The organism is Rhodococcus spongiicola, assembly GCF_004011835.1.
Lineage (GTDB): Bacteria > Actinomycetota > Actinomycetes > Mycobacteriales > Mycobacteriaceae > Prescottella > Prescottella spongiicola.
The window spans coordinates 352,960-367,299 of sequence record NZ_RKLN01000001.1 but is presented as its reverse complement, the minus strand read 5'-3'; the positions used below and the strand labels follow the sequence as shown (position 1 = coordinate 367,299).

The following is a 14,340-nucleotide window of genomic DNA, read 5'->3' as shown; positions in this document are numbered from 1 at the left end:
CTTGTTCCCTAGACTGGGGGCGATCCTTTCGCAATCCAGCCTGGAGATTCGCTGATGACTGCCGTGCCTGCCGCTGACGTGAACACCGCGTCCCTCGCCGAACTGGACCCCGAGGTCGCCACCGCGATGGCGGGTGAGTTGTCACGTCAGCGGGACACCCTCGAGATGATCGCGTCGGAGAACTTCGTTCCTCGCGCCGTCCTCGAGGCTCAGGGCAGCGTCCTGACCAACAAGTACGCCGAGGGCTACCCGGGCCGCCGCTACTACGGCGGCTGCGAGTTCGTGGACGTCGTCGAGGATCTCGCGCGCAACCGCGCAAAGGAGATCTTCGGCGCCGACTTCGCGAACGTCCAGCCGCACGCCGGTGCACAGGCCAACGCGGCCGTGCTGATGGCGCTGATGAACCCCGGCGAGAAGCTGCTCGGTATGGACCTCGCCCACGGCGGCCACCTCACGCACGGCATGAAGCTGAACTTCTCCGGCAAGCTGTACCAGGTCGCGTCCTACGGGGTCCGGGAGGACACCCATGTCGTCGACATGGATCAGGTCCGCGACATCGCGCTCGCGGAGCGTCCCCAGGTGCTCATCGCGGGATGGTCCGCGTATTCGCGTCACCTCGACTTTGCAGCGTTCCGCGCCATCGCCGACGAGGTCGGCGCGAAGTTGTGGGTCGACATGGCGCACTTCGCCGGTCTGGTCGCCGCAGGTCTGCACCCCTCGCCGGTCCCGCACGCCGACGTCGTCTCCACCACCGTCCACAAGACCCTCGCCGGCCCCCGCTCGGGCATGATCCTGGCCAAGCAGGAGTGGGCCAAGAAGCTCAACTCGTCCGTGTTCCCAGGCCAGCAGGGTGGGCCGCTCATGCACGCGATCGCCGCGAAGGCCGTCGCGATGAAGATTGCCGGCACTCCCGAGTTCAAGGCGCGTCAGGAGCGCACCCTCGCGGGCTCGAAGATCCTGGCCGAACGCCTGACCGGCGCCGACGTCGCCGGCAACGGCATCTCGGTCCTCACCGGCGGCACCGACGTCCACCTGCTCCTGGTCGACCTGCGTAACTCACAACTCGACGGCCAGCAGGGCGAGGATCTGCTCCACGAGATCGGCATCACCGTCAACCGCAACGCCGTGCCGTTCGATCCGCGCCCGCCGATGAACCCGTCGGGCCTGCGGATCGGCACCCCGGCCCTGGCCACCCGAGGCTTCGGCGAGGAGCAGTTCGTCGAGGTAGCCGACGTCATCGCGACCGCGCTCGCCAAGGGCGCCGCCGCCGACGTCCCAGCCCTGCGTGCCCGCGTGTCCAAGCTGGCGCAGGACTTCCCGCTCTACGACGGCCTCGAGAACTGGGGCCTGCTGTCGAAGGCCTGACAGTTTCGGGCCTGACAGTTTCGGGGCCTGAAACCGACAGGCCCCGATTCCCGCAGGCCGCGCGGTGTCGGGTCGAGACCCTCACGTGGTGTTCACCCGACACGCCGCTCGCGTGCACTTCGCGGTTGGTCGACAGGCGTAGCCTCGCGGGGTAACAGGCGGCAGGGGAAGCCGACTGTACGGGAGGTCCTGATCGTGGCTGAACTACTCAGTGCGAGGGGGCCGGCACCCGGCCTCCGTGTCGATTGACACATCAGGTTCGGACCGGTCCCATCGAACACGTTTGCGCGGGTGCCACGCAGACGCGAGGAGCCTCACGTGACCCCAATCAGCTCCGTCCGCACCTTCGTTCTGGACACTTCGGTTTTGCTCTCGGATCCGTGGGCCGTCACTCGGTTCGCCGAACACGAAGTGGTCTTGCCGCTGGTCGTCGTCAGTGAACTCGAGGCCAAGCGGCACCATCACGAACTGGGATGGTTCGCCCGTGAAGCGCTGCGGATGCTCGACGATCTCCGGCTCGAGTTCGGTCGTCTAGACCGCCCGGTACCGATCGGCTCCACGCTAGGGACCCTCCAAGTCGAGCTGAACCACACTGACCCGTCGGTTCTTCCAGTCGGATTCCGCACGGACAGCAACGATTCCAGAATCCTCGCGTGCGCCCTCAATCTCGCCGCGGAGGGCAAGGACGTGGTGCTCGTCAGCAAGGACATCCCGCTGCGGGTGAAGGCGGGTGCGGTTGGCCTGCCGGCGGACGAGTTCCGCGCCCACGATGTGGTCCTGTCCGGATGGACCGGCATGGCCGAACTGGACGTCGCGCCCGGCATCATCGACCAGCTGTTCTCGGAGGGCGTCGTCGAGGTCGACGAGGCGCGCGAGCTGCCGTGTCACACGGGCGTTCGCCTTCTCGGCGGTACCTCGAGTGCGCTGGGGCGGGTGACGCCGGACAAGCGGGTCCAGTTGGTGCGCGGTGAACGGGAGGCGTTCGGCCTGCACGGTAGGTCGGCGGAGCAGCGCGTGGCGTTGGATCTGCTGCTCGACGAGAGTGTGGGCATCATCTCGCTCGGCGGCAAGGCCGGTACCGGCAAGTCGGCGCTGGCGCTCACTGCGGGGCTGGAGGCGGTCCTCGAGCGGCGTAGCCACCGCAAGGTCGTCGTGTTCCGACCTCTCTACGCGGTGGGCGGTCAGGAATTGGGTTACCTCCCGGGCAGCGAGAACGAGAAGATGGAGCCGTGGGCGCAGGCCGTCTTCGACACCCTCGACGGTCTCGCCAGCCCCGCGGTGATGGACGAGGTGATGAGCCGGGGAATGCTGGAAGTGTTGCCGCTCACGCATATTCGCGGACGTTCGCTACACGATTCGTTCGTGATCGTCGACGAAGCTCAGTCGCTCGAGCGCAACGTGCTGCTCACCGTGCTCTCGCGGCTCGGTACCGGTTCGCGGGTCGTGCTCACCCACGACGTTGCGCAGCGCGACAACCTTCGTGTCGGGCGGCACGACGGCGTGGCAGCGGTCGTCGAGAAGCTCAAGGGACACCCACTGTTCGCGCACATCACCCTCACCCGGAGCGAGCGCTCACCCATCGCCGAGCTCGTCACCGAGATGCTCGAGGAGTTCGGGCCGAACCCGTAAGTACTGGTCAGGCCGGGTGGCGCCGCCGGCCTCTTGTCCGCGACTGGAACGTGTTCTAGTTTGTGACCACTACAATTCCAATGCGTACCGAGGGGTGGTCATGGCGGGGAACGCGGGTCCGGACGAACAGTTCGACGTTGTCGTGGTGGGCGCCGGCGGCGCCGGAATGGCTGCGGCGATCACGGCCGCCAAGCAGGGGTTACGGACCGTCGTCGTCGAGAAGTCCCAGTACTGGGGCGGTTCGACGGCGCGGTCCGGCGGCGGCGTCTGGATCCCGGGTAACTCCGTGCTCGAGCGCGACGCACCGGCCGACGACATCGAGGCTGCGCGGCGGTACCTGCACAGCATCATCGGCCCGGGTGTGGACCCGGCCCGGATCGACACCTATATCGATCGCGGACCGGAGGCCTTGCAGTTCCTCATCGACAACTCGCCGCTGAACCTCGAATGGGTGAAGAACTACTCCGACTACTACCCAGAGGCTCCTGGCGGACTGTCCACGGGACGCTCGTGTGAGCCCAAGCCGTTCGATGCTCGCGCACTCGGTGACGATCTCGACACGCTCCACCCGACGTATGGCAAAGCGCCGCTGAATGTCGTTGTGAAGCAATCGGATTACCGGTGGCTCAGCACTGGGCTGCGACACTGGCGAGGCCCGGTCCGCATGGCTCGGGTCGGCCTGCGCACGTTCGTCGCGAAGGCTCGCCGGCAGAAGCTGATCGGAATGGGCGCGGCGCTCATGGCGGAGCTGCTGCTGGGTGTACGGCAGGCGGGTGTCCCGCTGTGGCTGAACACCGGCCTGGTCGACCTGGTGGTCGATGACGGATCCGTGACCGGCATCGTCGTCGAGTCCGGTGGCAAGAAGCGCACGCTACGCGCCCGGTACGGCGTCGTCCTCGCGTGCGGCGGGTTCGATGCCAACGAGGAGATGCGCAAGAAGTACCAGCGAGCACCGATCAGTGCGGACTGGACGATCGGGGCACCGTCGAACACCGGTGACGGCATCAATGCCGGTCTGAAAGCCGGCGCTGCAATCGATTTCATGGATGACGCGTGGTGGGCGCCGTCCATCCCGCTACCCAAGGGGCCGTGGTTCGCGCTGGCAGAGCGCTCGCTGCCGGGCAGCCTCATGGTCAACGACCGTGGTGAGCGGTTCATGAATGAGTCGCTGCCCTACGTCGAAGCGACGCACCGCATGTACGGCGGTGAGTGGGGGCAGGGCGCAGGCCCCGGGGAGAACCTGCCGTGCTGGCTCGTTTTCGACCAGACGTACCGCGACCGCTACCTCTTCGCGGGCGTGACGGCCCGGGCTCCTCTTCCGCGCCGTTGGCTCGAGAACGGGGCAATCGTCAAGGCGTCGAGCGTCGAAGCGCTCGCCGAGAAGATCGGCGTGCCTGCCGACGAACTGACGGCGACGATTGAGCGGTTCAACGGGTTCGCGCGCAAGGGTGTCGATGCTGATTTCCATCGTGGCGAGAGCAAGTACGACCACTACTACGGCGACATCACCAACAAGCCCAACCCGAGCCTGGGTGAGCTTTCCAAGGCGCCGTTCTACGCCGCGCAGATGGTGCCCGGCGATCTCGGCACCAAGGGCGGCATCGTCACCGACGTCGCCGGACGCGCCCTGCGTGAGGATGGATCCGTCATCGAGGGGCTGTACGCGGCCGGCAACACCAGCGCTCCCGTCATGGGTCACACCTACGCCGGTCCCGGTGCCACGATCGGGCCCGCGCTCGTGTTCGGCTACCTCGCGGCGCTGGATATCGCGGAAAAGGCGGGCAAGCGGGCCAGCCGTCGCTGAGAGTTCCCAACTCGGCACCGAGGGCCGGTGCCGAGTTGGGAATCTAATCGGGGCGCACTCGCCGCCAGAGTGCGCGCGTGGTCGCCGTGATGGTGCCCACCGCGACGTTGCCCCAGCTGAAACGGTCTCGCCACACGGCGATTCGGCCGTCGCGCAACTCGAACGTCCCGCACACCCAGAACGTCGAGCGCACCGGTCCGACGTGCAAGGTGTCGGTGCGGTCGACGAGGACGGTGTCGCCGTTCCCTACGACGTGGTGCATCACGGCATCGAAGCGAACTCCCGGTCTGTTGGCGAACCGCAGCGCCCGGAAGACACTCCGCTGACCTCGCAGCGTGGGCAGTCCGGTGTTCTGCCAGACGATATCGGGCGCCAGGTGCTCGAGAGCGCGGTCGACGTCCAGGTCGGACAGTGCGGCGAAGAGTTCCTCGACTACCCGGGCCGACTCGGTGGGTGGATTCGAGTCTGCTGTCGAGTTCATGGTGCACTCTTCGTAAACGTGCCGAGCCCGTTCGCATCGAAGAACTCGAGCAGCAACGTGTCGCCGGTGAACGTGGCCTTGGAGATCACGCCGATCGGGCCACCTTTGCGGGCGGGGGCGAAGGTGAACACGTCACCGTCCTGGTGAGTCAGCGGGAACACCAAGCCTTCGGGGCCCATCGTGAGGATCAGAGCGCCGTCGCGCTCGGTGACCTGTGCGGCACCGAAGTAGTCGTTGGCGTACGTGCCGACGTACGTCGCCAGGGGCCGCGGCGGTGCAGACGACGGCGTCTGGCCGGTCGACGCATCTTCTGGATCGGGCAACGTCGGAAAGGCCCTCTCGTACAGTCCCGCCCAGTCCTGGCGAACCTCACCGAACTGGACGAGGTCGGCGAACTCGGAGGTGAGGGTCTCCGGGACGCCGATCGGCGCGGCATTGGTGAGCGCGACGATTGCGACGTCCGCCGATGGGATCGCGACGAAGCTCGTCGCCGCGCCGAGCGCGAATGCCCCCGAGTGGCTGAGCGTGACGCGCCCGGCCGCGCTGGTGTCGACGTTGAACCCGTAGCCGTAGAAGGCTGCACGGGCGTCAGGGGAGGTCGGTGCCGAGGAGACGTTCTGCGGCGAGATCGCCGGCAACATCGATTCGGCGGGGATCAGTTGCCCTCCCTCGGTCTCACCGTCGGCCAGCAGCATCTTCAACCACGAGGTGAGGTCGTTCACTGACGAACTGACGCCCCCGGCGGGCGACTGTGGGTCCGGGTTTCGCTCCGCCCGCGCGACGTACGCTCCGTCGACCTTCACGTGGCCCACGGCACGGTTCTCGCGCGCCGCGTAGTCCGCGTGACGGGAGCTGGTGGCAGACATGCCCAGTGGCTCGTAGAGCGTCCGCTGCGACAGCGTCGCCCAATCGGTGCCTGACGCGTTCGCCACCGCCTCGGCAGCCGCGGTGAGGCCGAAGTTGGTGTACGCGTAAGAGCTTCGGAACGGGTTGAGCGGGAGCAGGTGCAACCGCTCGAGGATCTGTTGACGGTCGTAGCCCAGACCTTCGAGTATGTCGCCGGCGTGATCGGGGAGGCCGGAGCGGTGTGAGTACAGGTCGCCGACGGTGACTTGCTCGGTCACGTACGGGTCGGCGAGCGCAAATCCGGGCACCCTCGCAGCGACCGGGGTGTCCCAGTCGATGATCCCGTTACCGACCTGATGTGCGACGACGGTAGCCCCGATCGGTTTCGACAGCGACGCCAACTGGAACACCGTGTCGGCGTTCACCTCCTCCGGTGATCCGACCTCGCGGACTCCGAACCCTTTCGCGTACACCGTCGCCCCACCGTGCACGACGGCGACGGCCATGCCCGGGATTCCGGAGGAATTCATCAGGTCCTCGGCCAGTCCATCGAGTTGGGCCAGGGCGTCCGCGACCGAACCCTCGGGCAGCGGCACGCCGGCGACCTGCGCGGGGTTGACCGGCGTCGCCGTCGGGGATGTGAGCGGCGTGTCCGTCACGGTAGAGGTGCATCCGGCCGTCAGAGTCGCGGCAGCGAAGACCACTGCAAGCGAGCGGTATCGGCGGATGATGCGCATGTTGGACCTTTCTCGTCGTCGGAACGTGGGCGGAAGCGCAGACTCACGGCGGAAGGCCTCGAGACTACTCGTCGCGGTCGACGTTAGTCATCGCGAGCACGTCGAGGCGCCGATCGAGTTCCGCCTCGGAGAGGTCGTCGCCGAGCAGGCCACGGTCGATCACCGTCTGACGGATGGTCTTCCGCTCCCTCAGAGCCTGTTTCGCAACGGCGGCGGCCTCCTCGTAGCCGATCGCCGAGTTCAGCGGTGTGACGATCGACGGCGACGACTCGGCGAGCGTGCGCAGATGCTCCTCGTTGGCCTCGAGTCCTTCGACACAGCGGTCGGCGAACAGGCGAGAGACGTTGGCGAGCAGGCGCAGCGACTCCAGGATGTTGCGTGCCATTACCGGGATGTAGACGTTCAACTCGAATGCGCCCGCCGCGCCGCCCCACGCGACGGCAGCGTCATTTCCGACAACCTGAGCTGCAACCTGCGTGACTGCCTCGGGCAGAACGGGATTGACCTTCCCGGGCATGATCGAGCTGCCCGGCTGTAGATCCGGTAACCGGATCTCCCCCAGACCGGTCAGTGGGCCCGATCCCATCCACCGGATGTCGTTGGCGATCTTGGTCAGGGACACCGCCACGGTGCGCAGCGCGCCGGATATCTCGACGAGCCCGTCACGTGCGGCCTGAGCCTCGAAATGGTCCCGGGCCGGGGTCAGGGCATCGAGTCCGGTCATGCGCACCAACTCCGCGACTACACGTGGGCCGAAGTCGTCTGGGGCGTTGAGGCCGGTCCCGACGGCGGTGCCGCCGACCGGCAACTCGCCGAGGCGGGGGAGCGTTGCCAACACCCGCTCCGTCCCGGCCTCGATTTGGCGGGCGTAGCCGCCGAACTCCTGGCCGAGGGTGACGGGAACGGCGTCCATCAAATGCGTGCGGCCGGACTTGACCACCGTCCGCCACTGAGTCGCCTTGCCGAGCAAGGCAAGTCGGAGGTGCTCGAGCGCGGGCACGAGATCAGTGACGGCAGCCTCGGTCGCGGCGATATGCGTCGCACTGGGGAATGTGTCGTTCGACGACTGCGACATGTTGACGTCGTCGTTCGGGTGGACGGCCACACCCGCCCTCGCTGCGAGGCTTGCGATCACCTCGTTCGCGTTCATGTTCGAACTCGTGCCCGAGCCGGTCTGAAACACGTCGATCGGGAACTGGTCATCGTGAAGGCCGTCGGCGATCGCGTTCGCGGCGACGATGATCGCGTCGGCCTTCTCAGGGTCAAGGAGGCCGAGATCCTTGTTGACCTGGGCGCACGCCGCCTTCAGCAAGCCCATCGCACGGATCTGCGCGCGCTCGAGACCGCGGCCGGAAATCGGGAAGTTCTCGACGGCACGTTGGGTCTGCGCGCGCCAGAGCGCGTCGACCGGGACCCGGACCTCGCCCATCGTGTCGTGTTCGATGCGGAAACGGGGGTCGCTGGAGTCGCTCATGGTCTACACGGTATGTCGCGAGAAGCCGGCGTGGGGTGAGTCGGACGAGGGCCCGACGCACCCCACGGCGCGAATTGCAGAAAGATCAGGGCAGCGGAGGCGCGGCGTCTTCGTCGCCGTCGAAGTTGATCGAGGAGAACTCGTGCAGCTTCTCGAGGCGGTGGTAGGCCTCGATCATGCGAACCGTGCCGGACTTGCTGCGCATCACGATCGACTGTGTCGTCGCGCCGCCACCGTAGTAGCGCACGCCCTTGAGCAGATCGCCGTCGGTGACACCGGTCGCGCAGAAGAAGATGTTCTCACCAGTGACCAGTTCTTCGGTCCGCAGAATGCGGTCGAGGTCGTGGCCCGCATCCATCGCCTTCTGGCGTTCGTCGTCGTCCTTGGGTGCCAAGCGGCCCTGCAGGGCGCCACCCACACAGCGCAGCGCGGCCGCGGCGATGATTCCCTCCGGTGTGCCGCCGATGCCGAGCAGCATGTCGACGCCCGATTCGGGGCGTGCGGTCGCGATCGCGCCGGCCACGTCGCCGTCGGAGATGAGGCGGATGCGAGCACCGGTCTCACGGGTTTCACGGATGATGTCCGCGTGGCGCGGGCGATCGAGGATCGTCACAGTCGTGTCGGAGACCGAGCGGTGCTTGGCCCTCGCGACACGACGGATGTTCTCGGCGACGCCTGCGGACAGGTCGATGACGTCGGCGGCCTCGGGGCCGACTGCGATCTTGTCCATGTAGAACACAGCCGACGGGTCGAACATCGCACCACGCTCGGCGACCGCGAGAACCGCGATCGAGCCCGGGGCGCCCTTGCTCATCAGCGTCGTGCCGTCGATCGGGTCCACAGCGACATCGCAAAGCGGGCCATCGCCCCTACCGACCTCTTCACCGTTGTAGAGCATCGGGGCTTCGTCCTTCTCGCCCTCGCCGATGACGACGACACCCTGCATCGAGACCGAGCTGACCATGTGGCGCATGGCGTCGACGGCTGCACCGTCGCCGCCCTCCTTGTCGCCCCGTCCGACCCAGCGACCGGCGGCCATTGCGGCGGCCTCGGTGACGCGCACCAACTCGAGTGCGAGGTTGCGGTCCGGGGCCTCGCGGCGACTCGATGGGGTGCTGGCCGTCATTTGCGGTGCCTCCTGCTGGTCACGGTCGGCACGGTGGCCGACACTGCGGAGCGGTCGACCGCGTCGCGGTCGCGCCGTCCATTCGGTGGACGAATCGTCGGCGATGATTCTTTCAGAACGCCCACGAGGAGTGGGCTGCTGGGCTACCCTCCCGGCGGAACGGGAATACTGGACATCGTGCCCGAGAAGAAACCCCGCATTTTGCAGAACGGCCGAGACATGGCGTGGTCGCTCATACCGTTGGTGATCGCGAGTCTGGTGATTGCGGGTATTGCAAGTCAGTGCTCGATCAACCTGGGCGGTCCGAAGCCCGGTCCCATTCCCAGCTTCGACGCCGATGCGGCCTTCAGGTACGACGCCCGCGAACTCGGTTTCCCGATCCGCCAGCCGGAGATCCCGGACGGCTGGACCTCGAACTCGGGTAGCCGGAGCAGCGTCTCCGGCGCGAGGGAGGCGGACACGACCACCATCGGCTTCATCACCGAGGCGGGCCGGTACATCCAGTTGACGCAGAGCACCGCGACCGAAGAAGCTCTCGTACCTTTCATCGCCGATGGACCGCGCTACGCGACCGGCGCCGAACAGATCGGAGGCCGCACATGGGTCGTGTTCGGCGGCGACGGCGGCGAGGCGATCTGGGTCAGCGACTTCGAAGACGCACGGATTCTCATCACCGGGTCGGCACCGGCGGAGGACTTCACCAAGCTCGCGACGGCGGTCGGCGCGGTCCAGCCACTGCAGCCCTAGACGGCCGACCGGCTAGTCGGCTTCTTCTTCCGCGTCTTCTTCTGCGTCGGCCTCGTCGGCGTGGGCGAGTGCCTGCTCGACCCGTCGGCGAGCGCCCGCGAGGTGCTCCTCGCAGCGCCGTGCGAGTGCCTCGCCGCGCTCCCACAACGCGAGCGACGCGTCGAGGTCCAGACCGCCCTGCTCGAGGGTCTTGACGACGTCGACCAGTTCGTCTCGCGCCGCTTCGTACCCGAGTTCGGCGACATCTGCGTTACTCATGGTTGCTCATGACTCCCTTCCCATAACGGCGGCGCGCACCGCACCATCGGCCACTCGGACACGGATCTGCGTTCCCGGCGGGGCGTCGTCGACCGACCGCAGCACCTCCGGCTCGGCGTCGTCCCCGTCCCCGAAGATCTTCTGCACGACGGCGTAGCCGCGGGCCAGCGTCGCAGCCGGGCCGAGCGTCTTCAGCCGCGCCTGCAGGTGCTCGAGGGTGGTGGCTTCCGACGCGATCGCACGGCTCACGTCGCGGCGGCCGGCGTCGCGCAGCCGCTCGACTTCCTCCGCTCGACGATCGATCGCCTGCAGGGGGTCCGCCAGGACCGGTCGACTGCGGAGTTGCTCCACCCGGTGCGACTCGCGTTCCACCCAGTTCCGCAGCGCTGCGGCGCTACGTTCGCGCAGCTCGGACACCAAGGCCTGCTCGGCGACTGCGTCGGGCACCACCCTTTTTGCGGCGTCGGTCGGGGTCGCTGCTCGCAGGTCCGCGACGTGGTCGCTCAGCGGATTGTCGGGCTCATGACCGATGGCACTCACCACGGGCGTCGTGCACGCGACGATTGCGCGGCAGAGGGCCTCGTCGGAGAAGGGCAGCAGGTCCTCGACGCTGCCGCCGCCGCGGGCGAGGATGATCACGTCGACGTGGGGATCGCGGTCGAGCGCCTCGAGGGCCGCGATGATCTGTGGCACGGCTGTGGGGCCCTGCACGGTGGCGTTTCGGACCTCGAACCGGACCGCCGGCCACCGCCGCTGGGCAACCTCGAGCACGTCTCGTTCGGCAGCGCTCGCGCGGGCCGTGACGAGTCCGATCGTGGCAGGCAGGAACGGCAGGGGACGCTTGAGCCGCGGATCGAACAGCCCCTCGGCGGCAAGCAATGCGCGGAGCCGCTCGATTCGGGCCAGTAGTTCTCCGATTCCGACCGCGCGGATCTCGGTCACACGCAGCGACACGGTCCCGCGACCGGTGTAGAACGACAGCTTGCCGAACATCACGACGCGGCTGCCCTCGGTGAGCGGGACTGGGGCGTCACGCAGTAGCTGCGGTGAGCAGGTCACCGACAACGACATGTCGACCGACGGATCACGCAGCACGAGAAACGCGGTGCGCGTCCCCGGCCTGGCGTTGATTTGGGTGATCTGGCCCTCGACCCACACGCTACCGAGGCGGTCGATCCAGTGTGCGACCTTGGTCGAGACGGTCCGTACGGGCCAGGGATGCTCGGCCGTGCTCGGGGGAGGGCCACCGGAGGCGGGTCGAGCGGACGTCACTTGGCTTTGGCGGAAGTGATGCGGTTGGCCAGCATGGTCTGGAACGGAGCTCGAGCTGTGGTGCGCTCCTCGTACTCGAGCAGCGTTGTCAGGTCCTCCACCGACAGCGACCGAAGCCGCGACCGTAGTTGTGCCAGCGTGAGGGACTCGTAGTCGAGCTCCTCGGCGATGTCCGGAACGTCCTGGACGGCCGGCGTCGGGTCCACCTTCGATTCCTGGGCCGTGTCGGCGGCGTCTTCGTTGGTCGGGGTCATCGAGTACAGCGCGAACCGTCCAGGGCTGGACGTACGGTCGCTGCCGGCGTCTCTCGAGTCTTCCGGCGCCTCGACATCGATCTCACCGTCGGTCTGATCCTCGTCGAACACCGCCCACGACGGCTCTTCCTCAGCGCGGTCGAGGAGGCAGAATGCCTGGTCGCCTTTGATGGCGAGTGCCGTCATGGACTGTTGTACCCGCATCGTGGTCTGCAACACCTGGCTGACCGCGGTCATCGGCAACGTCACAGCGGTCGACGGCAGCTTGCGTGCCTCTTCATAGGCCGTGATGGCCATACCAGCGGCGACGCGCGCCACGAACGGGGGACGGATCATGCTCACAGCCTGCCTTACGTTCGCGTTATTTGGTAGCTGACAGCGCCGATGGTCCGTACTGCGGGATCGGCGAATTGCACGCACCGTACGCTGGTGTCATGTCTTCGGCAGTTCCTCTCAACCTGGGTATCGCACGATCCGCCGATCCCGACGCCGCCGGCGTAGACAAGCGGGTCCTACTGGCCGAGCCACGCGGCTACTGCGCCGGCGTCGACCGCGCAGTAGAGACTGTGGAGAAGTCGCTCGAGAAGCACGGGGCGCCCATCTACGTGCGCAAGGAGATCGTCCACAACCGCCACGTCGTGGACACGCTCGCCGAGCGGGGTGTCATCTTCGTCGACGAGACCGACGAGGTGCCCGAGGGTTCGGTACTGGTGTTCTCCGCGCACGGGGTGTCTCCCGCGGTCCACGCTGCCGCTGAGGAGCGGAACCTGCACACGATCGACGCGACCTGCCCCCTCGTGACGAAGGTGCACCAGGAGGCCAAGCGATTCGCGCGCGACGACTACGACATCCTGCTGATCGGCCATGAGGGGCACGAAGAGGTCGAGGGCACCGCGGGCGAGGCCCCCGATCATGTGCAGCTGGTCGACGGCCCGGACGCGGTGGAGAACATCACCGTGCGAGAAGGCGCGAAAGTCGTCTGGTTGTCACAGACGACCCTGTCGGTCGACGAGACGATGGAGACGGTGCACCGGCTGCGGCAGAAGTTCCCGCAACTCGAGGACCCGCCCAGCGATGACATCTGCTACGCCACCCAAAACCGCCAGGTCGCGGTGAAGGCGATGGCCTCTGAGTGCGATCTGGTGATCGTGGTCGGCTCACGGAACTCGTCCAACTCGGTCCGGCTCGTCGAGGTAGCTCTGGGTGCAGGCGCTCGCGCCGCACACCTCGTCGACTATGCCCGCGAGGTCGACGTCGCCTGGCTCGACGGGGTGCGGACCGTCGGGATCACTTCCGGGGCATCGGTTCCCGAGATCCTGGTCCGCGGGGTGATCGACCTGCTCGCCGAGCACGGGTTCGCCAACGTCCAGCCGGTCACCACCGCCAACGAGACGCTCGTTTTCTCCCTGCCGCGGGAGCTGCGCGCCGCGCGAACCTGACGGAACATGCGACTGGCCCCGGGACGGTCTGTCCCGGGGCCAGTCGTGCGTTCATCTAGCGGTCGATCGGGGGCTCGCGATGGCCCCGGTTGCGCACCTGCGTGACGGGGCGGGAAGGCACGTCCATCGTCGGGCGGCCTCGGGCGGGAATCGAATCGCGCTGGATCGGTTCGCGGCCTCGGGCGATGGGTTCGCTGTATGCGGTGTCGCGTCGTGATCTGTCGCGACGCACCGGCTCGGGGTAGCCGCCGCGCGCATTAGAACGGGCCGTCGCGGGTTCGTAGGTCGTCCGCGGAGCCGTCGGGTCGTGCGCCGGGCGTCTGTCCTGCGCCGAGGTGCGGGCTTCTCGGCGATCCGCTGAGGTGCCGCCGCGCGTGGCCCTCGCCGAGGCCCGACTTGCTCGGGAGCGAGCGGGGGCACCTTGGCTCTGCCGGGACATGACCTTCCGCACACCGGCGATCAGTACCACCGCGACCGTGGCCGCCAACATCAGGGGGAACCGGTCTACCAGCGGGTACGCGACGTTGAGCGCGAGGTCCTTGAGGCTGGCGCCGTTGGTGTTGGTGAGGAGTTGCTGACCGACCGGCACTGCGATGAACAGCAGCAGGGGAGGCTGGACGACGGTAGTGAAGAGCCCGCGGTGGCGAACGGCGAGGACCGCCACCAGGCAGCCGAGGAAGTACAGTGCCGAGAACTTCGAGGTCAGTTGTTCACTCCCCGACGCGGCGTCCAACGCGAATCCGATGATGGTCAACCCAGCGGCGACCGCGACAGCCCCCCAGGCGGGTATGCCGTGAACTGAGGGGAGAGCCGATCGCTGATCGAGCGGCACCCCGGAACGAGCACGTTGGGTTGAAGACACACCTCGAGAGTAGTCGCTCGAGGCCGGCTTACTCGCCCGGCGGGAC

At 67.4% G+C, this 14,340-nt stretch carries 13 protein-coding genes; 5 read left to right on the top strand and 8 right to left on the bottom strand.

All coding sequences use genetic code 11. The features are described from left to right. The first annotated feature begins 54 nt into the window (after window positions 1-54). The 3 genes from glyA (at window position 55) to kstD (ending at window position 4,798) form a co-directional block, all read left to right on the top strand. Window positions 55-1,365: a serine hydroxymethyltransferase gene (glyA, locus tag EF834_RS01585; protein WP_127945028.1), complete on the top strand. Its 1,311-nt coding sequence runs from the start codon at window positions 55-57 to the stop codon at window positions 1,363-1,365. Between the two features lie 318 nt (window positions 1,366-1,683). Next, complete coding sequence (locus EF834_RS01580) at window positions 1,684-2,994, top strand: PhoH family protein (RefSeq protein ID WP_127945024.1); 1,311 nt, start codon at window positions 1,684-1,686, stop codon at window positions 2,992-2,994. Window positions 2,995-3,094: 100 nt separating this feature from the next. Further along, entirely contained in the window at window positions 3,095-4,798 is a 1,704-nt protein-coding gene (gene kstD, locus EF834_RS01575) for a 3-oxosteroid 1-dehydrogenase (protein ID WP_127945021.1), read from the top strand. 43 nt (window positions 4,799-4,841) lie between these two features. Here the strand turns inward: kstD and EF834_RS01570 are convergent, their stop codons facing one another. From EF834_RS01570 to glpX, 4 genes are all read right to left on the bottom strand, one after another. Next, window positions 4,842-5,279 (bottom strand): limonene-1,2-epoxide hydrolase family protein, encoded by a 438-nt coding sequence (locus EF834_RS01570; protein WP_127945018.1) that lies wholly within the window; start codon window positions 5,277-5,279, stop codon window positions 4,842-4,844. Beyond that, window positions 5,276-6,862, bottom strand: coding sequence for a serine hydrolase (locus tag EF834_RS01565; protein ID WP_127945013.1), 1,587 nt, complete (start codon window positions 6,860-6,862; stop codon window positions 5,276-5,278). The genes EF834_RS01570 and EF834_RS01565 overlap by 4 nt, the downstream gene beginning before the upstream one ends. A gap of 64 nt (window positions 6,863-6,926) precedes the next feature. Then, a complete protein-coding gene (locus tag EF834_RS01560) occupies window positions 6,927-8,336 on the bottom strand; it encodes a class II fumarate hydratase (protein WP_127945010.1) in 1,410 nt (469 codons plus the stop codon). A gap of 85 nt (window positions 8,337-8,421) precedes the next feature. After that, a complete protein-coding gene (gene glpX, locus EF834_RS01555) occupies window positions 8,422-9,462 on the bottom strand; it encodes a class II fructose-bisphosphatase (protein WP_127945007.1) in 1,041 nt (346 codons plus the stop codon). A 177-nt stretch (window positions 9,463-9,639) separates the two neighbouring features. On the opposite strand from glpX, the gene EF834_RS01550 reads away from it, so the two are divergent. Further along, complete coding sequence (locus EF834_RS01550) at window positions 9,640-10,209, top strand: DUF4245 domain-containing protein (RefSeq protein ID WP_127945004.1); 570 nt, start codon at window positions 9,640-9,642, stop codon at window positions 10,207-10,209. 12 nt (window positions 10,210-10,221) lie between these two features. On the opposite strand, the gene EF834_RS01545 is transcribed toward EF834_RS01550, so the two are convergent. Genes EF834_RS01545 through EF834_RS01535 form a run of 3 tightly spaced genes read right to left on the bottom strand, consistent with a single transcriptional unit; the run spans window position 10,222 to window position 12,329 of the window. After that, window positions 10,222-10,467 carry an exodeoxyribonuclease VII small subunit gene (locus EF834_RS01545; protein WP_127945001.1) on the bottom strand — a complete coding sequence of 82 codons (246 nt, stop codon included), beginning with the start codon at window positions 10,465-10,467 and terminating at the stop codon, window positions 10,222-10,224. 6 nt (window positions 10,468-10,473) lie between these two features. Continuing rightward, window positions 10,474-11,739, bottom strand: a complete 1,266-nt coding sequence (gene xseA / locus EF834_RS01540; protein ID WP_127944998.1) for an exodeoxyribonuclease VII large subunit — start codon at window positions 11,737-11,739, stop codon at window positions 10,474-10,476. Next, window positions 11,736-12,329 (bottom strand): lipid droplet-associated protein, encoded by a 594-nt coding sequence (locus tag EF834_RS01535; protein ID WP_127944994.1) that lies wholly within the window; start codon window positions 12,327-12,329, stop codon window positions 11,736-11,738. Before EF834_RS01535 ends, xseA begins: the two co-directional genes overlap by 4 nt. A gap of 98 nt (window positions 12,330-12,427) precedes the next feature. Between EF834_RS01535 and EF834_RS01530 the strand changes: the two genes are divergently transcribed. Further along, complete coding sequence (locus EF834_RS01530; RefSeq protein ID WP_127944991.1) at window positions 12,428-13,432, top strand: 4-hydroxy-3-methylbut-2-enyl diphosphate reductase; 1,005 nt, start codon at window positions 12,428-12,430, stop codon at window positions 13,430-13,432. 55 nt (window positions 13,433-13,487) lie between these two features. Here the strand turns inward: EF834_RS01530 and EF834_RS01525 are convergent, their stop codons facing one another. Next, on the bottom strand, window positions 13,488-14,294 hold the full coding sequence (locus EF834_RS01525) for a DUF6542 domain-containing protein (RefSeq protein ID WP_127944988.1): 807 nt from the start codon (window positions 14,292-14,294) through the stop codon (window positions 13,488-13,490). Window positions 14,295-14,340 lie beyond the last annotated feature (46 nt).

What these genes read in the sequence shown, in the direction of transcription:
- glyA (WP_127945028.1), top strand. Translation starts at nt 55, where the DNA reads ATGACTGCCGTGCCTGCCGCTGACGTGAACACCGCGTCCCTCGCCGAA.
- kstD (WP_127945021.1), top strand. Translation starts at nt 3,095, where the DNA reads ATGGCGGGGAACGCGGGTCCGGACGAACAGTTCGACGTTGTCGTGGTG.
- EF834_RS01570 (WP_127945018.1), bottom strand. Translation starts at nt 5,279, where the DNA reads ATGAACTCGACAGCAGACTCGAATCCACCCACCGAGTCGGCCCGGGTA.
- EF834_RS01565 (WP_127945013.1), bottom strand. Translation starts at nt 6,862, where the DNA reads ATGCGCATCATCCGCCGATACCGCTCGCTTGCAGTGGTCTTCGCTGCC.
- EF834_RS01560 (WP_127945010.1), bottom strand. Translation starts at nt 8,336, where the DNA reads ATGAGCGACTCCAGCGACCCCCGTTTCCGCATCGAACACGACACGATG.
- glpX (WP_127945007.1), bottom strand. Translation starts at nt 9,462, where the DNA reads ATGACGGCCAGCACCCCATCGAGTCGCCGCGAGGCCCCGGACCGCAAC.
- EF834_RS01545 (WP_127945001.1), bottom strand. Translation starts at nt 10,467, where the DNA reads ATGAGTAACGCAGATGTCGCCGAACTCGGGTACGAAGCGGCGCGAGAC.
- EF834_RS01535 (WP_127944994.1), bottom strand. Translation starts at nt 12,329, where the DNA reads ATGATCCGTCCCCCGTTCGTGGCGCGCGTCGCCGCTGGTATGGCCATC.
- EF834_RS01530 (WP_127944991.1), top strand. Translation starts at nt 12,428, where the DNA reads ATGTCTTCGGCAGTTCCTCTCAACCTGGGTATCGCACGATCCGCCGAT.